Source organism: Variovorax paradoxus, assembly GCF_030815855.1.
In the GTDB taxonomy this organism is placed as follows: Bacteria; Pseudomonadota; Gammaproteobacteria; order Burkholderiales; family Burkholderiaceae_C; genus Variovorax; species Variovorax paradoxus_M.
Map to the genome: position 1 here is coordinate 5,846,691 of NZ_JAUSXG010000001.1, position 26,956 is coordinate 5,873,646.

Annotated in this window: 28 protein-coding genes and 1 tRNA gene; 8 read left to right on the plus strand and 21 right to left on the minus strand. The window is 67.2% G+C overall.

Annotation, left to right across the window (positions count from 1 at the left end; translation table 11 throughout):
* Positions 1-6 precede the first annotated feature (6 nt).
* Entirely contained in the window at positions 7-456 is a 450-nt protein-coding gene (gene trxC, locus QFZ42_RS27810; protein WP_307704052.1) for a thioredoxin TrxC, read from the minus strand.
* A gap of 79 nt (positions 457-535) precedes the next feature.
* Here trxC and pdeM point away from each other — a divergent pair, with 79 nt between their 5' ends.
* Positions 536-1,219 (plus strand): ligase-associated DNA damage response endonuclease PdeM, encoded by a 684-nt coding sequence (gene pdeM, locus QFZ42_RS27815; protein WP_307704053.1) that lies wholly within the window; start codon positions 536-538, stop codon positions 1,217-1,219.
* A 122-nt stretch (positions 1,220-1,341) separates the two neighbouring features.
* Here pdeM and QFZ42_RS27820 read toward each other — a convergent pair whose 3' ends face one another.
* Genes QFZ42_RS27820 through QFZ42_RS27830 form a run of 3 tightly spaced genes read right to left on the minus strand, consistent with a single transcriptional unit; the run spans position 1,342 to position 3,410 of the window.
* Positions 1,342-1,866, minus strand: a complete 525-nt coding sequence (locus QFZ42_RS27820) for a TPM domain-containing protein (RefSeq protein ID WP_307704054.1) — start codon at positions 1,864-1,866, stop codon at positions 1,342-1,344.
* A 2-nt stretch (positions 1,867-1,868) separates the two neighbouring features.
* Entirely contained in the window at positions 1,869-2,798 is a 930-nt protein-coding gene (locus QFZ42_RS27825; protein WP_307704055.1) for a TPM domain-containing protein, read from the minus strand.
* A gap of 12 nt (positions 2,799-2,810) precedes the next feature.
* Positions 2,811-3,410, minus strand: a complete 600-nt coding sequence (locus QFZ42_RS27830) for a LemA family protein (protein WP_373423372.1) — start codon at positions 3,408-3,410, stop codon at positions 2,811-2,813.
* 46 nt (positions 3,411-3,456) lie between these two features.
* On the opposite strand from QFZ42_RS27830, the gene QFZ42_RS27835 reads away from it, so the two are divergent.
* Positions 3,457-4,215 (plus strand): hypothetical protein, encoded by a 759-nt coding sequence (locus QFZ42_RS27835; protein WP_307704056.1) that lies wholly within the window; start codon positions 3,457-3,459, stop codon positions 4,213-4,215.
* Here the strand turns inward: QFZ42_RS27835 and QFZ42_RS27840 are convergent.
* From QFZ42_RS27840 to QFZ42_RS27870, 7 genes are all read right to left on the minus strand, one after another.
* Positions 4,212-4,898 (minus strand): cysteine hydrolase family protein, encoded by a 687-nt coding sequence (locus QFZ42_RS27840; RefSeq protein ID WP_307704057.1) that lies wholly within the window; start codon positions 4,896-4,898, stop codon positions 4,212-4,214. The genes QFZ42_RS27835 and QFZ42_RS27840 overlap by 4 nt on opposite strands.
* Entirely contained in the window at positions 4,895-5,827 is a 933-nt protein-coding gene (locus QFZ42_RS27845) for an ABC transporter permease (RefSeq protein ID WP_307704058.1), read from the minus strand. Before QFZ42_RS27845 ends, QFZ42_RS27840 begins: the two co-directional genes overlap by 4 nt.
* A complete protein-coding gene (locus QFZ42_RS27850; protein ID WP_307704059.1) occupies positions 5,824-6,975 on the minus strand; it encodes an ABC transporter permease in 1,152 nt (383 codons plus the stop codon). The genes QFZ42_RS27845 and QFZ42_RS27850 overlap by 4 nt, the downstream gene beginning before the upstream one ends.
* Positions 6,968-8,500, minus strand: a complete 1,533-nt coding sequence (locus QFZ42_RS27855) for an ABC transporter ATP-binding protein (protein ID WP_307704060.1) — start codon at positions 8,498-8,500, stop codon at positions 6,968-6,970. Before QFZ42_RS27855 ends, QFZ42_RS27850 begins: the two co-directional genes overlap by 8 nt.
* Positions 8,501-8,523: 23 nt before the next feature.
* Complete coding sequence (locus QFZ42_RS27860; protein ID WP_307704061.1) at positions 8,524-9,627, minus strand: BMP family ABC transporter substrate-binding protein; 1,104 nt, start codon at positions 9,625-9,627, stop codon at positions 8,524-8,526.
* A gap of 64 nt (positions 9,628-9,691) precedes the next feature.
* Positions 9,692-10,078, minus strand: a complete 387-nt coding sequence (locus QFZ42_RS27865) for a VOC family protein (protein WP_307704062.1) — start codon at positions 10,076-10,078, stop codon at positions 9,692-9,694.
* Positions 10,079-10,080: 2 nt separating this feature from the next.
* Positions 10,081-11,085 carry an isopenicillin N synthase family dioxygenase gene (locus tag QFZ42_RS27870; RefSeq protein WP_307704063.1) on the minus strand — a complete coding sequence of 335 codons (1,005 nt, stop codon included), beginning with the start codon at positions 11,083-11,085 and terminating at the stop codon, positions 10,081-10,083.
* Between the two features lie 198 nt (positions 11,086-11,283).
* On the opposite strand from QFZ42_RS27870, the gene rutR reads away from it, so the two are divergent.
* On the plus strand, positions 11,284-12,015 hold the full coding sequence (gene rutR, locus QFZ42_RS27875) for an HTH-type transcriptional regulator RutR (RefSeq protein ID WP_307704064.1): 732 nt from the start codon (positions 11,284-11,286) through the stop codon (positions 12,013-12,015).
* 170 nt (positions 12,016-12,185) lie between these two features.
* Here rutR and rutF read toward each other — a convergent pair whose 3' ends face one another.
* From rutF to rutA, 6 genes are read right to left on the minus strand one after another with little or no spacing between them, the layout of a single operon-like run.
* Positions 12,186-12,719, minus strand: coding sequence for an NADH-dependent FMN reductase RutF (rutF, locus tag QFZ42_RS27880; RefSeq protein WP_307704065.1), 534 nt, complete (start codon positions 12,717-12,719; stop codon positions 12,186-12,188).
* A gap of 22 nt (positions 12,720-12,741) precedes the next feature.
* Positions 12,742-13,341 (minus strand): malonic semialdehyde reductase, encoded by a 600-nt coding sequence (locus tag QFZ42_RS27885; protein WP_307704066.1) that lies wholly within the window; start codon positions 13,339-13,341, stop codon positions 12,742-12,744.
* The gene (gene rutD, locus QFZ42_RS27890; protein WP_307704325.1) at positions 13,338-14,138 is read right to left on the minus strand and encodes a pyrimidine utilization protein D; all 801 of its coding nucleotides are present in this window, start codon (positions 14,136-14,138) and stop codon (positions 13,338-13,340) included. Before rutD ends, QFZ42_RS27885 begins: the two co-directional genes overlap by 4 nt.
* A gap of 5 nt (positions 14,139-14,143) precedes the next feature.
* A complete protein-coding gene (gene rutC, locus QFZ42_RS27895; protein WP_307704067.1) occupies positions 14,144-14,536 on the minus strand; it encodes a pyrimidine utilization protein C in 393 nt (130 codons plus the stop codon).
* A gap of 24 nt (positions 14,537-14,560) precedes the next feature.
* Positions 14,561-15,358, minus strand: a complete 798-nt coding sequence (gene rutB, locus QFZ42_RS27900) for a pyrimidine utilization protein B (RefSeq protein WP_307704068.1) — start codon at positions 15,356-15,358, stop codon at positions 14,561-14,563.
* Between the two features lie 12 nt (positions 15,359-15,370).
* Positions 15,371-16,483 (minus strand): pyrimidine utilization protein A, encoded by a 1,113-nt coding sequence (gene rutA / locus QFZ42_RS27905; protein WP_307704069.1) that lies wholly within the window; start codon positions 16,481-16,483, stop codon positions 15,371-15,373.
* Between the two features lie 217 nt (positions 16,484-16,700).
* Here rutA and QFZ42_RS27910 point away from each other — a divergent pair, with 217 nt between their 5' ends.
* Genes QFZ42_RS27910 through QFZ42_RS27920 form a run of 3 tightly spaced genes read left to right on the plus strand, consistent with a single transcriptional unit; the run spans position 16,701 to position 18,754 of the window.
* The gene (locus QFZ42_RS27910) at positions 16,701-17,153 is read left to right on the plus strand and encodes a YybH family protein (protein WP_307704070.1); all 453 of its coding nucleotides are present in this window, start codon (positions 16,701-16,703) and stop codon (positions 17,151-17,153) included.
* Positions 17,154-17,189: 36 nt separating this feature from the next.
* The gene (locus QFZ42_RS27915) at positions 17,190-18,170 is read left to right on the plus strand and encodes a YheT family hydrolase (RefSeq protein WP_307704326.1); all 981 of its coding nucleotides are present in this window, start codon (positions 17,190-17,192) and stop codon (positions 18,168-18,170) included.
* A 35-nt stretch (positions 18,171-18,205) separates the two neighbouring features.
* Entirely contained in the window at positions 18,206-18,754 is a 549-nt protein-coding gene (locus tag QFZ42_RS27920; RefSeq protein WP_307704071.1) for a DUF2946 family protein, read from the plus strand.
* A gap of 68 nt (positions 18,755-18,822) precedes the next feature.
* On the opposite strand, the gene QFZ42_RS27925 is transcribed toward QFZ42_RS27920, so the two are convergent.
* The 4 genes from QFZ42_RS27925 to QFZ42_RS27940 all read right to left on the minus strand — a co-directional run bounded on the left by QFZ42_RS27925 (position 18,823) and on the right by QFZ42_RS27940 (position 25,528).
* Positions 18,823-19,437, minus strand: coding sequence for a c-type cytochrome (locus tag QFZ42_RS27925; RefSeq protein WP_307704072.1), 615 nt, complete (start codon positions 19,435-19,437; stop codon positions 18,823-18,825).
* Positions 19,438-19,643: 206 nt separating this feature from the next.
* On the minus strand, positions 19,644-21,059 hold the full coding sequence (locus QFZ42_RS27930) for an efflux transporter outer membrane subunit (RefSeq protein WP_307704073.1): 1,416 nt from the start codon (positions 21,057-21,059) through the stop codon (positions 19,644-19,646).
* Positions 21,052-24,216, minus strand: coding sequence for an efflux RND transporter permease subunit (locus QFZ42_RS27935; protein WP_307704074.1), 3,165 nt, complete (start codon positions 24,214-24,216; stop codon positions 21,052-21,054). The genes QFZ42_RS27930 and QFZ42_RS27935 overlap by 8 nt, the downstream gene beginning before the upstream one ends.
* Positions 24,217-24,232: 16 nt before the next feature.
* The gene (locus tag QFZ42_RS27940; RefSeq protein ID WP_307704075.1) at positions 24,233-25,528 is read right to left on the minus strand and encodes an efflux RND transporter periplasmic adaptor subunit; all 1,296 of its coding nucleotides are present in this window, start codon (positions 25,526-25,528) and stop codon (positions 24,233-24,235) included.
* A gap of 176 nt (positions 25,529-25,704) precedes the next feature.
* On the opposite strand from QFZ42_RS27940, the gene QFZ42_RS27945 reads away from it, so the two are divergent.
* Positions 25,705-26,373 (plus strand): TetR family transcriptional regulator, encoded by a 669-nt coding sequence (locus QFZ42_RS27945; RefSeq protein WP_307704076.1) that lies wholly within the window; start codon positions 25,705-25,707, stop codon positions 26,371-26,373.
* 43 nt (positions 26,374-26,416) lie between these two features.
* Positions 26,417-26,491, plus strand: a tRNA-Arg gene (locus QFZ42_RS27950).
* Positions 26,492-26,956 lie beyond the last annotated feature (465 nt).

The following is a 26,956-nucleotide window of genomic DNA, read 5'->3' on the forward strand; positions in this document are numbered from 1 at the left end:
TTCAGTTCAACCCGCGCCGTTCGCCTTGACCCAGCGCACGATGTCCGCCGCGCCCATGGCACCCGCTTGCCGCGCCACCTCGCGGCCGCCGCGAAACAGCGCCAGTGTCGGAATGCTGCGGATGTTGAAGCGCGCGCCCAGCGTCGACACTACCTCGGTGTCGACTTTTGCCAGCCGCACCCGCGGTTCGAGCTGGGCCGCGGCCTGTTCGTAGCCGGGAGCCATCTGGCGGCACGGGCCGCACCAGGGCGCCCAGAAGTCCACCAGCACCGGAATTTCGTTGCGTGCGATGTGGCGGTCGAAGGTTTTTTCGTCCGGCAGCGCGGTCGAATGGCCGGCGAAGAGCGGGCGATGGCAACTGCCGCAGTCGGGCGCACTGCCCAGCTGTGCCGCGCGCACGCGGTTGGTCGTGTGGCAGTGCGGACAGACGATGTGCAGCGAAGGCGTTTCGGTCATTCCGAAGAACTGGGGTTCGCGGGGTGAATTGCAAGTGACGGCCGCCGGTGCTCACCGGCTTTTGCGACACTTGTTACCCGTGACTTCTCCGCATCTTTCCGCATCGGCCCTGCCGGTCCAATGGGCCGGCGAGTTGCTGCATTTGCTGCCCGAACGCGCCATCTGGTGGCCGGCGGGCGGTGTGCTGTTCATTGCCGATCTGCATATCGGCAAAGCCGCGACCTACCGCGCGCTGGGGCAGCCGGTGCCGGGCGGCACCACGCAGCAGAACCTGGCGCGGGTCGATGTGCTGATTGCGGCACATGCACCGCAACGCATCGTGTTTCTTGGTGACTTCCTGCATGCGGCGCAGGCGCGCACGCCGCAGGTGCTGGCCGCGCTCGCCGACTGGCGCGCCGCGCACGAAGCCGTCGGCATGACGCTGGTGCGCGGCAATCACGACAGCCGCGCGGGTGACCCACCTGTGGCTCTCGGCATTGATGTGGTCGACGAGCCGTACCTGCTCGGCCCTTTCGCCTGCTGCCACCATCCGCAGACGCATGCCACGCATTTCGTGCTCGCCGGGCACCTGCATCCGGTGTGCAGGCTCTATGGACCGGGACGCGACAGTGTGCGGCTGCCGTGTTTCGTGAGCGATGGCCAGCAGGCCGTGCTGCCGGCCTTCGGCGAGTTCACTGGCGGTTGGTTGATGGAGCGGGCGGCGGGGAGGCGTTTCTACGCGTTAGGCGGCGAGACCGTGTGGGCGTTGCCGGCATCGGATTGAGGGTTCGGCTCCTTCCCCCGCTGGGGGAAGGTTGGGATGGGGGCAGGCAGAGCGTGCCCAATGCCAACGCCGCTTGCCCCCACCCCGGCCCTCCCCCGGAAGGGGAGGGAGAAAGGCAAACCTCAGAGAACGACCGGTGCGTCGGGCAGCTCGTTCGTGTCGGGTTCGTTCTCCGCCAGCGGAAAGTGCTCGACCAGCAAGGCCGACATTTCTTCCAGCGCCTGCGTGAGCCCGTCCTCGAAGCGGCCTTCGCGGAACGCCGCGCCCATGCGCTGCGCCATCGCGGCCCACTCGGCATCGTCGACATGCGCATCGATGCCGCGGTCGGCCACGATCTCGATCGCATGCTCGGCCAACAGCAGATAGATGAGCACGCCGTTGTTGTGCTCGGTGTCCCACACGCGCAGCTTGCCGAACATCGTGACCGCACGCGCGCGCGCCGAAGCATTCCGTCGCAGATAGGACAAGGGCAGGCCCGCCTCCACGCAGATGCGGATCTCGCCGCTGTGGCGCCGCTCGCTCGCGGCCACCCGCGCGGCGAGGCGTTCCATGGCGGCATCGGGCAGCACGCGGCGCACATCCGCCTCGTCCATCCATTGGTGGCGCCAGATGCGGCCGAGCCGGGAGAAAAGCGTTGCCGATGCCATGCCTACCAATCTCCCGAGGCGCCGCCGCCCCCGAAATCGCCGCCGCCGCCGGAGCTGAAGCCTCCACCTCCGCTGCTCCCGCCGCCGCTGCTCCAGCCACCGCCACCGCCACCCCAGCCTCCGAAACCGCCGCCTCCGCCACCACCGCCCCGGCGCCCCGGAGCCGACGCAGCCACGGCCGAGAACAGCGACACCATCAGTGCCGCGAGCCCCGCCAGCACCGCGATGACGATGCTGGTGGTGATGAAGAATGCAATCACACCGATGCCGCCGCCCATCACGACCGAGCCGAGCTTCTTGCCGACGATCGATCGCACGATGGGCGCTCCGACGAAGACGCCGATGAACAGGAAGATCGCAAGGTTTTCCCAGTCGATGCCACTGGAGCCTTCGTCGCTGCCGCTGGAGGGCGCGGGCAGCGCCTCGCCGTCGACCAGCCCGATGAGCCGGGCCACGGCCGCGTTCAGCCCGCCCGCAAAGTCGTTGTTGCGAAAGCGCGGCTTCATCTCTTCGTCGATGATGCGGATGGCCGCCAGGTCGGGCACCGCGCCTTCGAGCGTCTTGGCCACTTCGATGCGCATCTTGCGGTCGTTCTTGGCCACGATCACCAGGATGCCGTCACCGACGTCCTTGCGCCCGATCTTCCAGGTATTGCCGACGCGGTTGGCGTAGCTTGCAATGTCTTCGGGCTGGGTGGTGGGCACCATCAGCACCACCATCTGCGAGCCCTTGCGCTGCTCGAAAGCGGCCAGCTTGGCTTCGAGGTCGGCGCGTTGCGCGGCGTCCAGCGTACCGGTTTCGTCGATCACCCGCGCCGTGAGCGCGGGAACCGGCAGCAGGCCCTGCGCCATCGCCGTTGCCGCAAGACCGGCCCATGCGGTCGCTGCCAGCAGGAGGGCAACCAGCGCACGGCGGATCAGGGCAAGGGCCATCGGGCGGTTGTCTTACTTCTTGGGAGCGTTGAAGTCGACCGTCGGCGGCGTCGAGATCTGAGCTTCGTTCTGCACCGAGAAGTTCGGCTTCGGGTCGTAGCTGAAGATCTTGGCCGTGATGTTGGTCGGGAAGCTGCGCGCCAGCACGTTGTACTCCTGCACGGTCTGGATGTAGCGGTTGCGCGCCACGGTGATGCGGTTCTCGGTGCCTTCCAGCGTCACGCGCAGGTCGCGGAAGGCCTGGTTGGCCTTCAGCTCCGGGTAGCGCTCCGACACCACCATGAGCCGCGACAGCGCCGACGAGAGCTCGCCCTGCGCCTGCTGGAACTTGTTGAAGGCCTCGGGGTTGTTCAGCGTCTCGGGCGTCACCTGGATCGACGTGGCCTTGGCCCGCGCCTCGATCACCTTGGTGAGCGTGTCCTGCTCGAAGCTGGCTTCGCCCTTCACGGTGGCCACGATGTTGGGCACGAGGTCGGCGCGCCGCTGGTACTGGTTGAGCACCTCGCTCCAGGCCGATTTGCTCGTCTCGTCGAGCGACTGGAACTGGTTGTAGCCGCAGCCGCTCAGCGACAGGACCGCAGCAAGAATCAAGAGCCAGCGTTTCATCATCATTTGCATTACCTCCGCAGAATTGCCGGAAGTTAGCATAGATGGCTCCATGGCCCTCGATCCTCTCCACGCCCTGCAGGCCGCAAACCGCGCGGCATTGCCCGCCACGGCCGCAGCCGCCGGCACGCTGCTGATCGCGGGCGCGACGGGTGCCCTGGGGCAGGAGCTGCTGCGCCGGTTCGCGGGCAACCACCGTTTTTCCCTGGTCCGGGTGCTGTCGCGCGAACCGATTCGCGACGGAATGCGCGGCGTCGAAACCTGCCTCTGTCCGGAGCTGCCGATTGCGCAATGGGCGCTGACCGCGGCCGATACCGCAGTCATCGCCTTCGACCCGCCCCGGCTCTACCACGGCCGCGAACGTGCGCTGTGGGTGCCGCAACCTTTCGACCTGCCCGAGCTCTCGCGCTGGCTGCGCGCCTCCGGCGTGCGGACGCTCGCCATCGTGCAGCCGCACGACCAGGGCCGCCTGCCCGAGGCGCTCAAGCGCGGCCTCGCGAGCCTCGACGAGCACGCCGTGGTCGCCAGCGGTTTCGAGCGCGTGATTCTCGTGCGCTCGGCGCGCAAGCCGCTGAATGCCAGCTTCGCCAATCTCGCCGAGAGGCTCGCCGCCTGGATGCTGTCGATCATGCGCTTCATGGTGCCGAGCAGCGAGCAGCCGGTGCGCCCCTCCAAGGTGGCCGAGCTGGTCGACATGGCCCTGCGCATTGCGCCGCCCGGCGTGCACGTGGCCGCGCCGGAGCTGGTGTGGCAGGCGGCCCAGGGCGAGATGCTGCCCGTGGTGCGGCGCTGGCTCGGCCTTGCCGCCTAAGCTTCGGCCGTGCCGCGCCACTGACGCAGCAGTTCGGCCGAGTCGAGCACCAGCCCCAGGTGCAGCGACACCATGCTGAGCGCGGCGCTCTCCAGATGCGCATCGGTGCCGCGCACCAGGTCGCGCAGAACGATCACGCGGTAGTTGTGGTTGTTGGCGTCGAACGCGGTGTTGAGCACACAGCAATCGGTGAAGCCGCCGTTGAGCACCACCGTTTCGATGCGCTGGTTGCGCAGCAGAAAGTCGAGGTCGGTCGGGTAGAAGGCCGACAGCCGGCGCTTGTTCTCCACGCGCATGTCGCCGGGCTCGACGCGCGTGACCCACTCGGTCCAGCGCGAGCCTTCGACGGCATGCGCGTCGGCATTCGGTATGGCGCCTACGTGCAGCGGAAAGGTACGCCGCCACGCGGACGGAATGCCGCGGATGTCATCTACGCCATCGGGCCGCAGCACCGACTTGATGTGCACGATGCGCACGCCCAGCGCGCGGGCGTCGTCGTGAAAACTGTCGATGGGCGCCACCACGTCGCGCGCACGCGGCGCGGGGCAAGGGCAGTCGGGGCTGTCGTCGAGATGTCCGCGGTGCATGTCGATGGACACCACCGCCGTGGTGGCGGGATCGAGGTAGTCCGCAAACTGCGCGGCGCCGAGTTCGCGCGCTTCGCCGTAGACCCAGGCCTTCATCGCCGCTCCTCCCGAACATAGGGCTGGCCGAGCGCGCCCGGCTCGTCGTCTCCGCCGCGGCGGGCCAGCGCGACCCAGATCATCACGCCCAGCGTGACCGCATAGGGCGTCATCATCACGAAGTACTGCGGCAACTGCACGCCGGCCGCGGCCAGTTGCGGAATGAGCGCCTCGATGCAGCCGAACAGCAACGCGCCCACCAGCGCCTTCCATGGCGACCAGCGCGCGAAGATCACCAGCCCGACGGCGATCCAGCCGCGCCCGCCGGTCATGCCCGCGATCCAGAGCTTGGTGCTGACCACAGAGATGTACGCGCCGGCCAAGCCCACCAGCGCCGAACCCGCGAGCACCGCGCCCAGCCGCCACAAGGTGACGCGGATGCCGGCGGCATCGGCCGCCTGCGGGTTCTCGCCCACCGCGCGCAGCCGCAGCCCGGCCGAGGTGCGCGAGAGAAACCAGGCCACCGCAAGGAAGATGGGCAAGGTGAGCCACACCATCGCGTTCTGCTCGAACAGGCGGCCGGCGCCCGGCAAGAGCGACAGCGGCCAGAGCGCCATCGAGCCGATGCCGTCGGTGGCATGGTTGGTCCATTCGGCCAGCGAGCCGACCAGCGACGTGAGGCCCTGGCAGAAGAACACCAGCGCGAGCCCCGCAATCACCTGGTTCACGCGCAGCCAGATCACCATCACCGCGAACAGCAGCGACACCGCGCTGGCCGCGAGCATCGCAAGCACCAGCGACACGGCCGGCTGTCCCAGCGCGATCTGCGCGCCGATGCCCGCGAGCGCGCCCACGAGCATCAGCCCTTCGGCGCCCAGCGAGAGTACGCCCGCGCGCTCGCTGATGATCAGGCCCAGCGCCGCAAGCGCATAGGGCACCGCAAAGTCGGGCGTGCTTGCGAGCCAGTTGAGAACGATGCTTCCGCTCATTGCGCTTGTTCCCCGCCCACGCGCCGCAGCCGGTGGCGAATGAAGAAGTCGCTGGCCGCCACGCACACCACGATGATGGCCTGGATCAGCTGCACCATCGAGAACGGCACCTGGTAGAACACCTGCAGGCTGCGGCCGGTGACGAACAGCGCCGCCACCAGCAGCGCCACCATGGCGGCGGCGAGCGGGTTGTTGCGCGCCAGAAAGGCAATGAGGATGCCCGAGAAGCCATACCCTTGGTAGAAGGCCTGCGTGAGCCGCCCCTCCTGCCCGGAAGCCACCGCAAAGCCTGCCAGCCCGGCCATCGCACCCGACAGCAGCACCGCGCCGTAGATGGTGCGGCGCACTGGCACGCCGTTGGCATGCGCCACGCGCGGATTGGCATCGACGAAGCGCAGGTACAGCCCGGCGCGGCTCACGCCCACCAGCCACCATGCAAAGAGCGCGACCACGGCTGCCAGAACGATCGCGCTGCTCACGCCGGCGCCGATTTCGGGCAGCCGTTCGAAGGTGCGGAACTGCGGCGAATAGGGAAAGTTGTCCTTCGGGTCCTTCCAGCTGCCATAGACCAGGTGCAGCAGAAAGTTGGCGGCCATGTAGTTGAGCATCAGCGTGGAGATGATTTCGTTCACGCCGAGCCTGATCTTCAGCCACGCCGGCCCCAGCACCCAGAGCAGTCCGCAGCCGATGGCGGCCGCGAACATCAGCGGCAGGCGCAGCGGCTCGGGGCCGATCTGCCACATCGAAACGGCGGTTGCGCCGATGGCGCCCCAGACCATCTGGCCCTCGAGCCCCAGGTTCCAGAAGCGCGCGCGAAACGCCAGCGAGCCGGCCAGGCCGACAAGGATCATCGGCGCGGCCTGGAACAGCACGGCGCGAAAGTTCTGGCCGTCGAAAAAAGTCTGCATCACGAACTCGTTGGCAAGTTCGTCCGCGGGAACACCGGCCGCCACCAGAATGGCGGCGGAAATCGCCAGGCCCACCAGCAGTGCCGCCGCAAGGATCAGCGCCTGCAGGCGCCATCCCATGTGCTGGCGGATCTCGAGCGCGTAGCGCCGCTGCGCCAGCGGCTGGCGCAGCGCCCGGTGAGCGGCATCCGCATCGGTATGCGCCGGCTGCGCGATGGCGGCAAGCGTCGCATCAACCATGGTCCACCATCGCCTGTCCAATCGCCTGCCGGTCGGCCGGCTGCGCGAACTCGCCGGCAATGCGTCCGCGCGTCATCACGCCCACGCGGTCGGCCAGCTGCAGCACTTCGTCGAGGTCTTCGCTGATCAGCAGCACCGCGGCGCCGCCGTCGCGCGCGGCGCGCAGGCGCGCGTGCACCTCGGCGCTCGCGCGCACGTCGAGCCCGCGGCTCGGGCTGTGCGCGAGCACCAGCGAGGGCGACTTGCCGAACTCTCGTGCGAGCACCAGCTTCTGCGCGTTGCCGCCGGAGAGCAGCGCGGCCTTCTGCGCCACCGAGCGCACCCCCAGCACATCGAAGGCGCGCACCGCTTCCCGCGTGTCTTCCTCGATGCGGCCGCGCCGCAGGTGCCATGCCGGGCCATAGCGGCCCGTGTGTACGCGGCCGATGGCGTAGTTCTCGGCCACCGAGAGGCTGCCGGCGAGCGCCAGCCCGTAGCGGTCGGCCGGTATTGCGGCAATGCCGATGTTGCGGCGCGCTGGTGCACTCATGGCCTTGAGGTCGCCGTGGCCTTCGAGACGCATCTCGCCTTCGAGCGGCCCGCCGGCATCGGGCAGGCCCATGATCGCGCCGGCCAGTTCGCCCTGTCCGTTGCCGCCGACACCGGCCAGGCCGTAGATTTCGCCCGCATGCAATTCGAGGTCGACGCCGTCCAGGACGCGGCGGCCCTGCGGCGATGCCGCCAAGCGCAGGCCGCGCACCGACAGCCGTACCGGGCCGCGCAGCGACTTCGCCGACTGAAAGCCTTGCGTCGCAATCGATTCGCCCACCGTGAGCTTCACGAGTTCGGCCACCGAGGCGGTGTCCGGCGACAGCGTCGCCACGGTGCGGCCGCCGCGCATCACCGTCACTCGGTCGGCATAGGTCTTCACGTCGGCCATCTTGTGCGTGACCAGCACCACGGCGGCACCGGCGCGTGCGAGGCCCCGCACCGTCTGCAGCAGGCGCGCCGCTTCCTGGTCGGTGAGCACCGCGGTGGGTTCGTCGAGAATCAGGATGCGCGCGCCCGCAAGCAGCACCTTGAGAATTTCAACGCGCTGCTGCTCGGCAATCGAGAGCGTGTCGATGCGCTTGGCGGGATCGATCTCGAAGCCCAGCTCCGATGCCTTGTTGCGGATGTCGCGCGAGATCTCGCGCAGGCGTTCCCCGTGGCTTTGAAATCCGGCCGGCGGCGGCGCGGTGAGCAGGATGTTCTCTGCCACCGTGAACGGCCGCACCAGCTTGAAATGCTGGTGAACCATGCCGATGCGGTGCCTGGCCGCATCGCGCGGTCCGGCAAAGCGCACCACGTTGTCGTCGACCAGCAGCTGGCCGGCTTCGGGCGCATAGAGCCCGGCCGCGATGTTCATCAGCGACGACTTGCCCGCGCCGTTTTCGCCCAGGAGCGCATGCACCTCGCCCCAGCGCGCCGAAAAATGCGCGTCGGTCAGCGCCGCAAAACCGTCGAAGGTCTTGCGGATGCCGGTGAGTTCGAGCGCGTTGGGCACGTCGGATCGCCTTGCTTCTCTTTTTACTTCTGCGTGACCACGCCCTTGACGAACCAGTCCATCTTCCAGAGGTCCGCATCCGACAGCACCGCGCCCTTGGCCACGCGCTCCTTGCCGTCGCGGTCGGCGAGCGGGCCGGCGTAGACCTGCTTGCCCTTGATGATCGCGTCGCGCTCGGCGGTGATCTGCGCGGCCTTGTCCTTGGGCACCGCAGGGCCGAAGCCCGCAATATCGGTGCCGCCGTCCTTCATCTCGATGAAGGCGCCGTACTGGCCGGGCTTCCATTTGCCGGCCATGATCTTCTTGAGTTCGGGCGAAAGGAAACGGTCCCACACCCACACCGACGAGCACAGCGTGGCCCTGGGTGCGAACTGGCGCAGGTCGCGGTGATGGCCGGTGCCGTACACGCCGCGCTCCTGCGCCACGATCTGCGGCGTGGGCGAGTCGACGTGCTGGCCGATCACGTCGGCGCCCTGGTCGATCAGCGCGGCCGCGGCGGCGCGCTCCTTCACGGGGTCGTTCCAGGCGCCGGTGTAGATCACGTTGACGGTCGCATTGGGGTTCATCTTCTGCGCACCGAGCGCGAAGGCGTTGATGGTCCAGTTCACCACGCCGAAGGGGTTGGCCGCGACGAAGCCGAGCTTGCCGGTCTTGGAGGCCGCGCCCGCGGCCATCCCGCAGAGGTACTGGCTCTCGTAGGTGCGGCCGTAGAACGATTCGAGGTTGCTGCCGTTGGTGGTGCCCGAGCCGTTGAGAAAGGCCACGTCAGGGTACTTGGCGGCCAGGTCCTTGAAGCTGTCCGAGTAGCCGAAGGCCGTGCCGATCACGATGTTGGCGCCGCGCTGGATGAACTTCTCGGCCGCGGGCTTGATGGCCGATGCGTCCTCGGGCACGTTCTCGACGAACTGGATCTTCTGGCCGATTTCCTTCTCGATCTTCACGCGCGCTTCGTCGAAGGCCTGCGTCCAGCCACCGTCGTTCTTCGGGCCGAAGTAGAGCATTGCGATCTTCGGCTTGTCCTTGAGCGTGAAGCCGTCGGCGGCCGCGGCGGGCAGCGTGAAGAACGCGCCGCCGGCCGCGAGCGTCAGTGCAAGGCCGAGGAAGCCGGTAGAGGGTGTGCGCAGCATGGAGCGACCTTTCGTGGGAAGCATGGGAGGTGGCAGAAGGAAAAGGGGAGAGGTGCCGCGCGCGTCACATCATGAAGTTGATGCGAAACACATTGCCCTCGGGATCGAGCAGCACCGACTGGTACCAGTTGTAGTAGGTGACGTACGGCGGCTTCACCAGCGTGGCGCCGGCCCCGAGCGCGATGGGCACCATGCGGTCGACATCGCCCTTGCTGTCGACATCGATGTTCAGCAGGAACTTCACGCCGCGCGTGTCGGAGAACTCGGACAACTGCAGCAGCTCGTAGGCATCGAGCGCGTTGAAGCCGAGGCTCGACTTGCCGGTGTCGAGTCCGCGGAAGATCGGTGAGCGGATGGCCTCGATCTCGGCAAAGCCGAACACGCGCTGGTAGAAGCCGCTGAGCGCGACCACGTCTTTGGCGAAGACGTTGACGTAGGAGAGATGGGGCATGCTCAAGCCACAGCCTTGGTGCCGCCGAAGGTCGTCTGCTTCACAAACTTGGAGGTCAAATGGTCGCCCGACGAAATGGGCGCGTACTTCGGTTGCTCGCCCGGCGCGAGGCAACTCGGCAGGCACTCGACCATCGCGTCGTAATTGGGCTGGTGAAAGAACACCAGCGACTGGCGGCGGTTGGTGCTTGCCACTTCGAACGGAGGGTTGACGACGCGGTGCAAGGTCGACACCCACTGGTCGTTGGTCCACTGCATCATCAGGTCGGCAATGTTGACCACCAGGCCGCCTTCCACCTGCGGCACGTCGATCCACTGGCCCGCCTTGTTGAACACCTGCAGGCCCTTGTCGTCGGGCAGCACGATGGTGAGGCTGCCGTAGTCGCTGTGCGCACCCGCGCGCAGTTGGCCCGGCAGCGGCTGCTCGCGCTGCGGCGGATAGCTCAGCACGCGGAACATGCTGATGTGCTTGTCGATCTTGTCGTCGAAGAAGGTCTCGGGCAGCGCAAGCCCGAGCGCGAAGATGCGCATCAGCGAACGCGAAAGATCGCTCATAGCCTCGAAGTAGCTTTCATACGCTTCGCGGAAGCCGTCGATCGGCGGCCAGCTGTTGGGCTCGAAGTGCGGGCCGGCGGCGGGGCCGCGGTGGTAGTCGTCCTGCGGCACGTTCGAAGGGCCGATGGAAAACGATTCCTTCAGGTCGCCGGGCGCGGCCTCTTCCAGGCTGTACGAAAGCCCTTCCTCGCCGACCGCGCTGTAGCCGCGCACCGCGTCTTCGCGCGGCCGGTCGACCTTGCGCTTCTCGGCCAGCGGCATGTCGAAGAACCGGCGCGAGAGCTGCGACACGCGCGCGATCAGTTCGGCGGGAATGCCGTGGTGGGTGACGACGAGAAAGCCGATGCTGCGGCAGGCCTCGTCGACCTTCTTTGCGACCTCAGCCTTGCCTTCAGCCGTGCCGGCGAAGTAAGGCGCGAGATCGATGATGGGTACGGACAGCAGTGTGGTCATGTGTCGGTCCTCGTGCTTGGCATGCCTTTCGCCATGCAACGTCTGTGCCAGTTGGACCAAATGGACAAAACGCTTTTGTCGCGTCAGCATGGTGCGCGCCTCGCGTGCGGGAAGGCCCGCCCGGTGCAACGCGATGCACCGCGGCCTTACAGTGGTGCGCGTTGAAAGAAGAGCCTGTCAATCGAGAAGCGAGGGAAGATGCCGAAGACCAAGGCGCTGGCCGTAGCCAGCAGCACAAAGAAGACCCCGGCCAAGAGCGCTGTGAAGAGCCCGGTGCGCAAGCGCGCGAAACCCACGGTGCGCAGCGCCTCGGCGGTGAGCCGCAGGCTGCGACAGATAGAGGACAAGCGCAGCGCCATCCTCGGCGCCGCGCTGGGCCTGTTCTCGCGCTTCGGGCTGCACGGCACTTCCATCGACCAGGTGGCGGCGCGCGCCGATGTGTCGAAGAGCAACCTGCTCTATTACTTTGCGAACAAGGAGGAGCTGTACGTCAACGTGCTGCGCGACCTGCTCGCGCTGTGGCTCGAACCGCTGCGCGGCTTCAGCGCCGAGCAGGACCCGGGCGAAGCCATCGGCGACTACATCCGCCGCAAGCTCGTGGTCTCGCGCGACCGGCCGGATGCATCGCGCCTCTTCTGCCTCGAGATGATCCAGGGTGCGCCGCTGTTGCGCGACGAGCTCGACCGCGAACTGCGCACGCTGGTGGAGCGAAAGTCGGAAGTCATCCGTTCGTGGATCGCGTCCGGCAAGCTCGCGCCGATCGATCCGCATCACCTGATCTTCGCGCTCTGGGCCGTCACGCAGCACTATGCGGATTTCGGCGTGCAGGTGCAGGCGCTGACGGGGCATACGCTCGAAGATGCGGCGTTCTTCGAGCAGACGGTGGAGAACGTGCAGCGCATCGTGCTACAGGGGATTGCGCCGCGTTAGCGAGCTATCAAGCCGGGGTGATCGGATTTGCTCCCTCTCCCTCCGGGAGAGGGCGGGGGTGAGGGCCGGCGGCGTTCGAAAATGCGCTGCGTTTGCAAGCGCCGCTGCCCTCACCCTAGCCCTCTCCCGGAGGGAGAGGGGACAAGACGGGGAGAGGGGACAAGACCAGGTCAATGCGGCGCCGCCGCGATCTCGTGATAGCGCCGATCGAAATAGATCAGGCTCTGCGCCGCCCCGCCCATGGCAATGGCCAACGCCTCGCAGAACAGCACGTCATGTGTACCCGCACTCGTGGCCCGCACCACGCGGCAGTCGAAAGATGCGGCCGCGTCGTCGAGCACCGGCGACCCCGTGGCCTTGCGGCTCCAGCGGCCCGCGGCAAAGCGCTCGTCCATCGGCGTCTTGCCGCCAAACAGGCCCGAAAGCGCCTGATGGCCCGCAGCCAGCACATTCACGCAGAGCACGCCGTTCGCCGTGAACGCGGGATACACCGAGGCCGAACGGTTCAGGCACACCAGCAGCATGGGCGGCTCGTCGGTCACGCTGCACACGGCCGAAGCGGTGAAGCCGGCGCGGCCCGCGGCTCCGTCGGTGGTGATGATGTTGACCGCCGCGCCCAGCCGGGCCATCGCGTTGCGGTAGTCCGCCTTGGGCAGTGCGCCGCTCGGCGCGGCGTGGTTGGAAGCCATTGCGTTCAGCAGCATGGGAGAGATTTCCGGAATGGTTTCAGGCCAGGATGCAGGCTTCTTCGAAGTCCAGCCGCGGCAGGCGGCCGAATACCTTGCCCGGATCGCCATGGCCGAGGTTGATCAGGAAGTTGGTGCTCCAGTCGGTGCACTCGAAGAACGCGGCATCCACCTTCGCCTTGTCGAAGCCCGACATCGGGCCTGCATCGAGACCCACCGCGCGGGCGGCCAGCAGCAGGTAGCCCGCCTGCAGGCTGGCGTTGCGAAAGGCGGTCTCATGCGCGGCCTCGGGGCTGCCGGTGAACCAGCTGCGCGCATCGGTATGCGGAAACAGCACGGGCAGTTTGTCGTAGAACTTGCGGTCCCACGCCGCGATCACCGTGACCGGTGCCGCCATGGTCTTGTCCAGGTTGCCCTTGGAAAGCGCAGGCGCCAGGCGCTGCTTGCCCTCCGGAGTGCGAACGAACACGAAGCGTGCGGGCGAACAGTTGGCCGAGGTCGGGCCCATGCGGGCGAGCGCATAGATCTGCCGGATCTGCGCGTCGGTCACGGGCTCGGCGGTCCAGCCGTTGTGGCTGCGCGCTTCGGTGAAAAGAAGTGCCAGTGCGGTGTCGTCGAGTGCTGAAGTGGTGGTGGTCATGCGAGAACGCCGGGTGCGCTGATCCGGGAAAGGAAGTCGAGCAGGCTGCGGTTGAAGGCGTCGGCTTCGGTCACGCTGTGCGCGTGGCCGCCGTGCGGCATGAAGTGGAGCGTCACGTCGCGCAGGCCGTCGGCCAGATGCTGGGAGCAGGTCCACGGCACCAGTGCGTCGTCCATGGCGGCGGCCACCAGCGTGGGTGCGGTGATGTCGCCAAGCTGCGCGTCGATGTCGAAGGTGCGCAGCGCGCCGATGCGTGCGCGCATGTTGGCTTCTCCGGGGAAGTGCGCAAATGCATGATCGACCTCGTCGGCCACGCGCTGCGCATGTTCCGCGCACCAGGCCGCGGGGTACAGGAAGATCGGCTGCGCTTCCACATACGCGCGCGGGCCGCAGGCGCCGAGCAGCGCAAGCCGCGCATCGAAGCAGCGCGCCGAATGCGGGTTGGGTTTCGACCACGCATTGACAAGCACCAGGCTGGCCACGCGCGAGGGCTCGTCGAGCGCAAGCTGGAGGCCGACCAGCCCGCCGAGCGCGTGGCCCACCAGGTGGCAGCGCGGTGTCGACGTGGCGTCGAGAATCTGCACCACGTCGCGCGCCATGTCGGCAATGGCGTAGCCCGCATTCAGCGCGGCGGGGCTGCGGCCTGTTCCGCGCTGGTCGTATGCAATCACGCGATGGCCCGCTGCGACGAGCGCGCCGATCTGCGGCTGCCAGAAGGCGGCCGAACCGCCGAGGCCCGACGACAGCAGCACCGCCTCGCCGTCGGCCGGCCCGTGCACTTCGTAGTGCAGCGGCATGCTCATCAGGCCTTGTTGCCGACGTGGGCGATCGAGGCGATCTCGACCAGCGCGTCGGGCTTTACCAAACCGCACTGGATGCAGTAGCGCGCGGGTTTGGTGCCCGGAAAGAACTCGGCGTACACAGCGTTGACTTTCGCGTAGTCGGCCCAGTCCTTGATCATGATCATGTTGAAGGTCACGTCGTCCATGGTGCCCCCGGCGGTCGCGATCACACGCTGAATCGTCTCGAGCACATGGCGCGTCTGCGCCGAGGCATCGCCCACGTGCACCACGTTGTTGTCCTTGTCGAAGGGCAGCGTGCCCGACACGTAGACGATGCCGTCGGCCATGGTGCCGGGCACGAAGGGCGCGATCGGCGTGGTGGTTCCGGCCGGGATGATGGCTTGCTTGGGCATGAGGACGGGCTCCTTTGATAAAGATCAGGCAATGGCGGCCGCTTCGGCCGGAACGGATGGGGCGGCGGCGAGCTCCGGTGCAAACGTTGCGCAGAACTGGTCCACCGTGGAAACCCAGCCGAAGAAGGTCTCGACGTTGTAGACCGAGGCTTTCTGTATGGCCGCACCGCCCAGTTCGTGCGTCGCGTCTTCGAGCATCACCGCAAAGTACTCGAGGTGAAAGGCATCGCGCAGCGTGGACTCGACGCATACGTTGGTCGCAATGCCGGTGAACACCAGGTGGCGGATGCCGCGCGCGCGCAGCGTGCTGTCGAGCGCGCTGTTGAAGAAGCCGCTGTAGCGCGTCTTGGGCACCACGATGTCGCCGGGCTGCGGCTTCATCTCGGCGATGAGCTCGTAGTCCCATCCGCCTTTGGCGAGGAACTTGCCCGCGAGCTCGGGCTTGGCGCGCATGGTCTTGAGTGCGTTCGACTTGTGCCAGTTGGGCGAGCCCGGCCCGCCGGCTTCGACGTAGGCAGAGTCCCAGCCGTTCTGCAGAAACACCACGAGCATGCCCGCCGCGCGCGCCGCCGCAATGGTGCGCACGATGTTGGCAATGGTCCCCTGCGCGCCGGAAATGTCGAAGCCGGCCGAGTCGACATAGCCGCCGATGGATGCATAGGCGTTCTGCATGTCGACCACGATCAGCGCTGAATCGGTGGCATGCAGCGCCAGCGGCTCCGGCCGGGCGGGCAGCACCCTCGGTGCGGGTGCACCGGGCGGTCGCGGCGCGCCGACGGGCGTGGTCGAGGTGAGCGTGGTGTTGCGTGCGGGCGTGGCCATGCGGGTTTCCTTTCAGGCCACGAGGCGCTCGGGTTCGGCTTGCGACGGCACGGGGCTCTGCACGTGCGCGCGGCTCTTCATCAGCGGCTGGATGCGTTCGCCGAAGGCTTCGATGCCCTGCACGAAGTCGTCGAAGGTCAGCAGCACGCCTTCGGTGCCCGGCACCTCGGCCATTTCGTCAAGGAGGCGCGCAACGGTGGCGTAGGAGCCGACCAGCGTGCCCATGTTGATGTTGACGGCCGAGGTCGGATCGCTCATCTGGCGCACGTTGGTGTCGGCGCCCGACCTGGTGTCGGCCGCGCCCTGCTGGCCCAGCCAGGCAATGGCGTCGTGGTCGGCGCCGGCCTTGTAGTGCTCCCACTTGGCGCGCGCGGCTTCGTCGGTTTCGCCGGCAATCACCATCATCAGCACGTAAGTGGTGACACGGCGGCCGGTCTTCTGCGTGGCCTCGATGAGCTTCTCGGCCGCGGGAGCGAAGGCCTTGGGCGTGTTCACGCCCTTGCCGAAGCAGAAGTTGTAGTCGGCGTACTTCGCGGAAAAATCCATGCCCGCATCGCTCTGGCCCGCGCAGATCACTTTCATGTCGGCCTGCGGGCGCGGGCTCAGGCGGCAGTCTTCCATCTGGAAGTGCGCACCCTTGAAATCCGACTGACCGGTGCCCCAGAGGTCGCGCAGCACCTGGATGTATTCGGACAGGTACTGGTAGCGCGTGCCGAAGAACTGGTCGCCGGGCCACATGCCCATCTGCGAATACTCGGGCCGCTGCCAGCCGGTGACAAGGTTGAGGCCAAAGCGGCCGTTGGAGATCGAGTCGATGGTCGATGCCATGCGCGCGACGATGGCCGGCGGCATCACCAGCGAGGCCGCGGTGGCAAAGAGCTTGATCTTCGTGGTGACGGCCGCGAGCCCGGCCATGAGCGTGAACGACTCGAGGTTGTGGTCCCAGAACTCGGTCTTGCCGCCGAAGCCGCGCAGCTTGATCATGGACAGCACGAAGTCCACGCCGTAGCGCTCGGCCGCCAGCGTGATCTCTTTGTTGAGCTCGAAACTGGGCTTGTACTGCGGCGCGTTCTCGGACAGCAGCCAGCCGTTGTTGCCGATGGGAATGAAGATGCCAACGTTCATGCAGAAGCTCCTGTTGCGGGGTCGCAAGGTCCTATGCATGGCGCGTGCCAAGTCAGGAAGTCGTTCCAAATCAACGACTTGGCTGTTTGCAGAGCTTTTGTTTTGACCATTTGGTCCAAAACGGAGCAAGCGAACGCCCGGATTGCCGCCGCGCGGTGCGCGGCAAGGCCAAAGCGGTGCAGCGCCCGCGTCACCGATCGCGCGGCAAAATCACGCCATGCCCAAGACCCCACTCCGTGCCGCCGTGGCCATCGGCGGCACTGCCGACGACATCGAAACGGCCTTCTATGAAGCGCTGCAGCGCGGCGACATCGATGCCCTGATGGCGTGCTGGGCCGACGAGGACGAGGTGTTCTGCGTGCATCCCGGCGGCCCCCGCCTGGTCGGCGCCACGGCGATCCGGGCGGCGTTCGAGCAGATGTTCTCCAACGGCGCCATTCACGCGATGCCGGCGCGGGTGCGCAAGATCGAGTCGCTCGCAAGTGCGGTGCACAACGTGCTGGAGCGCATCGAGGTGCTCACGGCCGAGGGGCCGAAGCATGCCTTCGTGCTGGCCACCAACGTCTATCACAAGACCGCCGAAGGCTGGCGCATGGTGGCGCACCATGCGAGCCCCGGCAGCGCGCGGGAGCCCGCCGAGGCGAACGACCCGCCCCAGACCCTGCACTGACCGATGCCCGCCGACGTCCCCTCCCCACTTTCAGCGATGGGCTATGCGGCGCCGCCCTGGCTGCCCGGCGGCAACCTGCAGACCATCTGGGCGGCGCTGTATGCGCGCCGCTTCGACGGGACGGCACCGGTGTATCGCCGCGAACGCTGGAACACGCCCGACGGCGACTTCATCGATGTCGATTTCGTCGACGCCGCCTTGCCGGGCCCGCGGCCGCTGCTGGTGCTGTTCCACGGGCTGGAGGGCTCGTCGCGCAGCCACTATGCGGAAGCGTTCGCGGCCTTTGCAGCCGCGCAGGGCATGGCCTTTGCCGTGCCGCACTTCCGGGGCTGCAGCGGCGAACTGAACCTGGCGCCGCGCGCCTACCACTCGGGCGACTACGAAGAAATCGACTGGATCCTGCGGCGCATGCGCGAACAGCAGGCACTACGGGGTGGCGGCCCGGTGCTGGCTGCCGGCGTTTCGCTGGGCGGCAATGCGCTGCTGCGCTGGGCCTGCGAAGCCGGCCATACGGCCCTCGATTCGGTGAGTGCGGTGGCTTCGGTGTCTGCGCCGCTGGATCTCGCGGCCGGCGGCGAGGCGATCGGCCGCGGCTTCAACCGGCTGGTCTATACGCGCATGTTCCTAGCCACCATGAAGCCCAAGGCGCTGGCCAAGCTGGCGCAGTTTCCAGGCCTGTTCGACCGCGAGCGGCTGCTGGCGGCGCGGGATCTCTACACCTTCGACGACGTGTTCACCGCGCCGCTGCACGGCTTTCGCAATACCGACGACTACTGGGCGCGGGGCTCGTCCAAGCCGCACCTGAGCGCGATCCGTGTGCCCACGCTGGTGGTGAATGCGCTCAACGACCCCTTCATTCCGGCCCGCAGCCTGCCCGGGCCGGGCGAGGTCGGCCCGCACGTCACGCTGTGGCAGCCCGCGCACGGCGGCCATGTGGGTTTTCCGCTCGGCCCGCCGCCGGGCCATGTGCGCGGCATGCCGGAGAGCGTCGGTAGCTGGCTCAGGCAATTCGCCTAGCCTTGACGGCCGCCCGGGCGCGCAGAATAGCTTTCATGGACGACATCGTTAAACAGGCGCTCGCCAAGTGGCCCAACGTGCCGCACTGCTACGGCTGGCTCGGCCTCGACGCCCGCGGCAACTGGTACATGCGCGACGACCGCACGCAGGCCGAAGGTCCGTTCCCGGCCGCGAAGGGCTCGATGCTGCGGCACGACAAGCTGATCGACTTCATCCACCGCAACTACGACCACGACGGCGAAGGCCAGTGGTTCTTCCAGAACGGACCGCAGCGCGTTTATGTCGAACTCGAGCTTGCGCCTTTCGTTTGGCGCATTGCCGATGAGAAGGGGTTTGCCGTCACCGCCCATTCGGGGCAGGCGGCCGATGTGTCGGGGTGCCTGCTCGACGAGGAGGGTCGCCTCTACCTGGTCGCTCCCATCGGGCTCGGGCTGGTTCATACGCAGGACGTGGGCCTGGCGGCTGAGGCCATCGAGCAAGGCCTGTGGACGCCCGAACCGGTGCGCTCCAGCGATCTGCCCCAGCGCTTCGGCCATGTGCTGAGCCCGGCGGCGCGCCAGCCTGCGGCGCCATCCAAACCGTAACCGGCCACCACGCGGCGCATGAAAAAGCCGGCGCGAGGCCGGCTTTGTCGTTGGGGCGGAGCCCCGGTCTACTTGCTTGCGCTCGCAGCCGGCGCGGCAGCCGAAGCGGCGCCATCCGCGGGGGCCGCTGCCGCGGCCGGACGGTCGGGCACCGGGAACTTGGCGCCGCCGGCATTGGCCATGTAGACCACGGCGCGGCCGATTTCGAGGTCTTCGAAGTCGCCGCCACCCTGGGGCGGCATCGCGCCCTTGCCATGCAGCGCATGGTCGAGCAGCGTTTCGTAGCCCTGGCCGATGCGCGGGCCCCAGGCTGCGGCGTCGTTCAGATGAGGCGCGCCGGGAATGCCGGGAGCGCCGTGGCAGGCGGCGCACTGGGCCTTGAAAACGGCGTCGCCGGCTGCGAGCGGACGGTTGGCGTCGCGAATCTCGATGGCGCCGACCTTCTTGAGCCGTTCGGCCACTTCGCGGTTGCGCGCATCCTGCGACACGCCGTAGAGCGCCATGTTGTCGCCCTCGGCGGTGCCGGCGGGCTTGTTGCCCGAAACCACATAGGCCACAAGGCCCACGATGATCAGGATGGGGGCAAGGAAGGAGAAAAATACCGCGAGCAGCAGTTGCTTCGGGTTCTTGATCGGGCCGGTGTGGGCGTCTTCTGTGGCCTGGTAGTGCGGGTCTGCGCTCATTGGCGTCCTCAATAACGGGGGCTCGTCGGGGGGCTTTTTCGAATCAACCGGCGATTATAGAGAGGCCCTCCGCCCAAAGGACGGAAGGCCGCTCCGCGATGCTTCAATGCAACGAGCTCAGCCCAGCGCACCCGCGGAACCGGCTTTGCCGGGCCGCCGGGTGCGCCCCCCAGTGGGGGGAGGCGCCGAAGGCGCTTCGGGGGGCGTCAACCAGCCTTCGCCCAGCCGCCGCCCAGCGTCTTGTAGAGCGTGACCTGGTTTTGCAGCTGCAACAGCCGCGTGGTCACGGCCGATTGCTGCGCCGTGTACAACGAGCGTTGTGCGTCCAGCAGATCGAGCGCGCTGGCAATGCCGTTGCGGTAGCGCATGTCGGAGAGCCTGAAGCGCACCGCCTCGGCCTCGGCCTGCGCGCGCTGCGCACGCACCTGCTCGCCCAGCGTGGCGCGGCCGGCCAGCGCGTCGGCCACTTCGCGGAACGCGGTCTGGATCGACTTTTCGTACTGGGCCACGGCAATCTCGCGCCCGGCGTTGGCTGAATCGAGCGTGGCCCTGTTGCGGCCCGCATCGAAGATGGGCAGCGTGACTGTCGGCGCGAACGACCAGGCCCTGGAGCCGCGGTCGAACAGGCCCGAGAACTCGCTGCTCGCGGTGCCGAGCGAGGTGGTCAGCGAGACGCGCGGAAAGAAGTTCGCCCGCGCCGCGCCGATGTTGGCGTTGGCGGCAATCAGCTGCTGCTCCGCCGAGCGGATGTCGGGCCGTTCGGCCAGCAGGTCGGAGGGCAGGCCGGCGGGCACGTCCGGCATCGGCTTGATGCCGTCCAAGCCCTTGGCGCCGCCGGCGGTGGCTTGCACCGGTACCGGTGCACCCAGCAGCAGGGCGAGTGCGTTCTCGTCCTGCTGGCGCGTGCGCAGCTGCTGCGCGTACGAAGCGCGCGCGGTTTCGGCGAGCGAGTTCGCCGCTTGAAAGTCGAGCTCCGACGACACGCCGTTGTCGAAGCGCAGCTTGGTCAGGCGTACCGATTCTTCGCGCGTGACCATCGTCTGGCGCGTGAGCTCGAGCAGTTCGTCGTCGGCAATCAGCGTGAGCCAGCCGGTGGCCACGGCCGCGATCAGGCTGATCTGCGCGGCCTTGCGCGTTTCGTCGGTGGCGAGGTATTGCGCCAGCGCCTGGTCCTTCAGGCTGCGGATGCGTCCGAAGAAGTCGAGTTCCCAGGCCGTGATGCCCAGGTTCACGCTGTATTGCGACGACACGCTGCCCGCGCTGCTGTCGAAGGCCTGGTACGGGTTGGGGCTCGAGCGCGAACCGCTGCCGCTGAGGCCCAGCGCCGGGAACAAGGCCGAGCGCTCGATCTGGAATTGCGCACGCGCCTGCTCGATGTTGAGCACCGACACCCGCAGGTCGCGGTTGTTGGCAAGCGCGGTTTCGATCAGGCCGGCCAGCCGCGGGTCGGTGAAGAAGTCCTGCCAGGGCAGGGCGGCCGCGGCCTGGCCGCCCGGCTGCGCCGGATCGCCCGGAAAGGTGGTGGGCACCGGCGCCGCGGGGCGCTCGTAGGTCGGAATCAGCGAGCAGCCGGCCAGCAGCATGGCCGCGGCCAAGGCCGTGGGAATCAGTTTCTTAGTCATGTGTCTTTTCCTCCGTGATGCCGGCGGCCTCCGCATGCCGCTTGTCGGCCTCATGCTGGCGCGCGCTGCCCTTGAACAGCGTGCGCACCACCACGAAGAACACCGGCACGAAGATCACGGCCAGGATCGTGCCCGTGACCATGCCGCCGAGCACGCCGGTGCCGATGGCGCGCTGGCTCGCCGAGCCCGCGCCCGAGGCGATGGCCAGCGGCACCACGCCCAGGCCGAAAGCCAGCGAGGTCATGATGATCGGGCGGAACCGCAGGTGGGCGGCCGCCAGTGCCGATTCGATGATGCCCTTGCCCTGCGCCTGCAGGTCTTTCGCAAACTCGATGATCAGAATCGCATTCTTCGCCGAGAGGCCGATGATGGTGATCAGGCCCACCTGGAAGTACACGTCGTTCGAATAGGCGCGCAGCATCGTTGCCAGCAGCACGCCCAGCACGCCGAGCGGCACCACCAGAATGACCGACAGCGGGATCGACCAGCTCTCGTACAGCGCGGCCAGGCATAGGAACACCGCCAGGATCGCGAAGCCGTACAGGATGATCGCCTGCGAACCCGCGAGCTTTTCTTCGCGCGACTGGCCCGTCCACTCGAAGCCGAAGCCTTGCGGCAGTTGCGCCGCGAGCTTTTCCATCTCGGCCATGGCGGCACCCGTGCTGTAGCCCGGGGCGGCGTCGCCGCTGATGCGGATCGCCGGATAGCCGTTGTAGCGCACCGTCTGCGTGGCGCCCGTGACCCACTTGGTGGTCGCGAAGGCCGACAGCGGCACCGGCTGGCCCTGCGTGTTGCTGGCGTTCAGCTTCAGCAGGTCGTCGGGCTGCATCCGGGCCGGCGCATCGGCTTGCACCACCACCCGCTGCAGGCGGCCGCGGTTCGGAAAGTCGTTGATGTAGCTCGAGCCCAGGCCCGTCGACAGCGTGGCGTTGATCGCGTCGAACGTCACGCCCAGCGCACTGGCCTTGTCGCGGTCGATGTCGATCTGCAGCTGCGGCGCGTCTTCCAGGCCGTCAGGGCGAACCTGCGCCAGGATCTTGCTCTGCCCGGCCATGCCCAGGAGCTGGTTGCGTGCGTTGATGAGCGCGTCGTGGCCGGCACCCGAACGGTCTTGCAAGCGGAAGCTGAAACCGCTGGCATTGCCCAGTTCAGGAATGGGCGGCGGGCTCAGCGGATAGATGAACGCGTCGCGAATGCCCGAAAGCGCACCGAAGGCGCGGCCCGCGAGGGCGCTGGCCGAATGGGCCGGGTCCTTGCGTTCGTCCCAATCCTTGAGCGTCACGAAGGCGAGGCCTGCGTTCTGGCCCTGGCCCGAGAAGCTGAAGCCCATCACGCCCACCATGCTCTGCACTTCGGGTTGCTTCAGGATGAAGCCTTCGACCTGCTGCATGACCGACAGCGCACGCTCTTGCGTGGCGCCCGGCGGCAGCTGCACGTTCACGATGATGTTGCCCTGGTCTTCCGCCGGCAGGAACGAGCTCGGCAGGCGCATGTAGGTGAACACCACCGCGCCGATGATCACGAGGTAGATGATCAGGTAGCGCGCGGCACGCCGCAGAATGCGCGCGACGACGCTCTCGTAGCCCTTGGCCGTGCGCGTGAAGCCGCGGTTGAACCAGCCGAAGAAGCCGCGCTTCTCGTGGTGGTGCCCCGCTTCCACGGGCTTGAGCAGCGTGGCGCACAGCGCCGGCGTGAGCGACAGCGCCATGAAGGCCGAGAAGGCGATCGAGGTCACCATCACCGCCGAGAACTGGCGGTAGATGTTGCCGGTGGAGCCCGCGAAGAACGCCAGCGGCACGAACACCGAGATCAGCACCACGGTCACGCCGATGATGGCGCCCGAGATCTGCTTCATGGCCTTGCGCGTGGCTTCGAGCGGCGACAGCCCCTCTTCGCTCATGATGCGCTCGACGTTCTCCACCACCACAATGGCGTCGTCCACCACGATACCGATCACCAGCACCATGCCGAACATGGTCAGCACGTTGATCGAGAAGCCCAGTGCGAGCAGCGACGCGAACGTGCCCAGCAGCGCAATCGGCACCACGATGGTCGGGATGATCGTGTAGCGCCAGTTCTGCAGGAACAGGAACATCACGATGAACACCAGCGCAATGGCTTCGAGCAGCGTCTTGACCACTTCGGTGATGGAGATCTGCACGAAGCGCGAGCTGTCGTACGGAATGTCCCATTTCACGCCTTGCGGGAAGAAGCGCTGGAGCTCCGCCATCTTGGCGCGGATCGCCTTGGCCGACTGCAGCGCGTTGCCGTTGGGCGAGGGCTGCACGCCGATGCCGACCGCCGGCACGCCGTTCAGGCGCGCCGAGGTGGCATACGACTGGCCGCCGAGTTCGACCCGTGCCACGTCCTTCAGCCGCACGGTCGAGCCGTCGGGGTTGGCGCGCAGCACGATGTTCTTGAACTGGTCGACGTTGGCGAGTTGGCCGTTCACCACCACGGTGGCCGCAATGGCCTGGCCCGGAATGTTCGGCAGGTCGCCGAGCGTGCCGGACGACACCTGGGCGTTCTGTGCGCGAATGGCGTTGTTGACGTCGGTCGCCGACAGGTTGAAGCCCTGCAGCTTGGCCGGTTCGATCCAGATGCGCATGGCGTTTTCGGAGCCGAACAGCTGGGCCTGGCCCACGCCGACCACGCGCTGCAGTTCGGGCACCACATTGCGCGCGGCGTAGTCGCCCAGCGCCACCGGGTCGAACTGGGGGTTGTCCGAGGACAGCATCACGAACATCAGGAAGTTGTTGCGCGACTTGTCCACGCGCACACCCTGCTGCGTCACGGCGGCAGGCAGCCGCGGCGTGGCACGAGAGAGCCGGTTCTGCACATCCACCTGCGCGAGGTCGGGGTTGGTGCCGGCCTGGAAGCTGACGGTGATAGTGCCGGTGCCGTCGGCCTGGGCCACCGATTCCATGTAGATCAGGCCGGGCGAACCGTTCATTTCGCGCTCGATGACGGACAGCACGCTGTCCTCGAGCGTCTGGGCCGAGGCGCCGGGGTAGGCGACGTTGATCACGATGGCCGGCGGTGCCACCGGCGGATATTGCGAGATCGGCAGCTGGGTAATTGCCACACCGCCCATCACCAGGACGAACAGTGCGATCACCCAGGCGAAGATCGGGCGGTCAATAAAGAATTTGGCCATGCGGGCGCGCTCCTGATTACTTCTTCTCGGCCGTGGCAGGCGCCGGACCGCTGGCTGGCGCCGCCGCGGCAGACGCCGCCGGCGCTGCCGGTTGTGCCGATTGCCCCGCGCCGTTCGGCGCCGGCTTCTTCCAGGGCACCGCCTTCACGGGCGTGCCGGGCGGCATCATCTGCAGCTTCTGGAAGCCGTCGACCATCACCTGCTCGCCCGCCTTCAAGCCGTCGAGCACCACCCACTGGTTGTCCTTGGCGGCGCTGATCTTCACCGTGCGCTGGCTGATCTTGCCGTCGGCGCTCACCACCGACACCGTGTCGCCCTGCTGGGTGCGCGTGACGGCTTGCTGGGGAATCGTGATCGCGTTGGTGGCCTGGGCCTGCTCGAGCTTCACGCGCACATACAGGCCGGGCAGCAGCTCGCCCTTGGGGTTGGGCACTTCGGCGCGCAGCGTCACCTGGCCGGTGGTCGAATCCACCGTCAGGTCGGAGAACAGCAGCTTGCCGGGCAGCGCGTAGTCGGTGCCGTCTTCCAGCACGACGGTCACGCTCGCCGCCTCTTCGCCGTTGGCCCGCTTGTACTGGCCGGCCGCCAGTGCGCGGCGCAGCTTCAGCACATCGGACGCCGACTGCGTGAAGTTCACGTACATCGGGTTGATCTGCTGCACCACAGCCAGTTCGGTGGCGTCGCCCTGGCCCACCAGCGCGCCCTCGGTGACCAGTGCGCGGCCGATGCGGCCTGCAATGGGCGAGGTCACGTCGGCGTAGCCGAGATTGATCTTGGCGGTTTGCACGGCGGCGCGGCCAGCGGCCACGTCGGCCTCGGCCGTCTTTTGCGCAGCCACCGCATTCGCGTATTCCTGCTTGCTGACCGCATTGGCCTCGACCAGCGGCTTGTAGCGGTCGGCCAGGGCCTTGGCCTGCACGGCGTTGGCCTCGGCGCGCGCCAGCGTGGCCTGCGCATTCTGCGAGGCGGCGACCAGCGGAGCCGGGTCGATGCGGAACAGCAACTGGCCGGCCTTCACGTCGCTGCCTTCGCGGAATTCGCGCTTCAGCAGGATGCCCGAGGCGCGGGCCCGCACCTGGGCCACGCGCGAGGCCTCGAGCCGACCCGGCAGTTCGGTGACCAGGCCCACGTCGGTTGGCGCGGCCACCACAACGCCGACTTCGGGCGCCGGCCGGGCGCCGCCGCCTGCGCCGCCCTGTCCGGCGGGCGCATCGCCCTTGGAACAGGCCGCGAGCACCAACACCACAGCAGCGGCCACGATCGCGAGGCGCGGCGAGAACGACGATTGACGCGAAACATGCAGGAGAGGCATGCGAATCCTTTGAAGCAAAGACGGGAGATGGCCTGTTCGCGAAGCGAACCGGAAACCAGCACAGACAGCCGGGCCATCGGGGAAGCCCGGTAGTTTACATACATTCATGGATGTATAGTGACAGCATTGAATGGCCCCACGATGCGGAAAGGGCTTGGCTTTACAAATCAGGAGACTTGGTGGCACGTCGTACGAAGGAAGAAGCATTGGCCACGCGGCATCGGTTGCTCGATGCTGCGGAGTTGCTGTTTCAGGCGCAAGGTGTTTCGCAGACTTCGCTGCAACAGATTGCACAGCAGGCCGGCGCGACGCGCGGCGCCATCTATTGGCACTTCAAGGACAAGGCGGACATCTTCAACGCCATGATGGAGCGCGTCATCCTGCCGCTGGAGGCCGGTCCCCGGGCCGCCGCGGCGGCGGGCAACGACGACCCCCTGGCCGAGATCGAGGCGGGCATGGTGCATGCGCTGACCCTCATGGCCACCGACCCGCAGGTGCGCCGCGTTTTCGACGTGGCGACCCACAAGGTCGAGTACACGCACGACATGGCGTCGGTGCAGCAGCGGCACCTGGATGCGCGCAACGCCTGCGTGACCGATTTTGAAAAAGCCCTGCGCCTGGCCGCGCGCCGCGGCAACATCAAGCTGCCGGTGCCCGGACATGTGGCTGCGCAGGGCTTGCACGCGCTCATCAGTGGGCTCATTCAGAACTGGCTGCTCGACCCGACGGCCTTCGACCTGGTGCTCAGCGGCCGGCGCACATTCCGCGTTTACCTGGCCGGCCTGGGCTTTGGACGGAACTCGACCGCGGGCATCAGGAACGAAGCAGAAGAAATCGCCGTCTGATGGGCGATAATGCGAGGCTCCGGTTCTGCCGGAGCCCAGATTCCTCGCTGTATTTCAACGGATAGAATTCGGCCCTCCGAAGGCTGAGATCCAGGTTCGATTCCTGGCGGCGGGACCAGATATGAAGCCGGACACTTTCAAAAGTGTCCGGCTTTTTTGTTTTCTTGTCTGGGGAGTCGGTTCAGTCGTCCGATTGGTCCGAGGAAATTTTTCTGAATCTTATGGTAGTTAGGTGTGCCGATAGGGGTGCGAGTTCGGCGATTTGGGGTGCAGGAAACACGGCTAGCTCCTCTACATTTCTGGCGCGGTGCCCGCTGGCGAGCACCAGGGCGCATCGAGTTCGAGACTTTGAGGCGCAACGACGGCAGAGGAATCTCGACGAGCGGTCTGAGTAAAGCTCATTAATTCCGCCGCAAAGTCGGCTTCAGACTGACCCGGACATCCGATACTTCCGGGCGAACGTCGGCGACGTGGTCCGAAACCGGTCGTTCATAGGAAAAACCGCCGACTACTGTTCGCAATCCTATTTTCTTCGCGAGTGTGCCGTTACTTTTCGCATCCAGAACGGGGGGAGGCAGGTGCG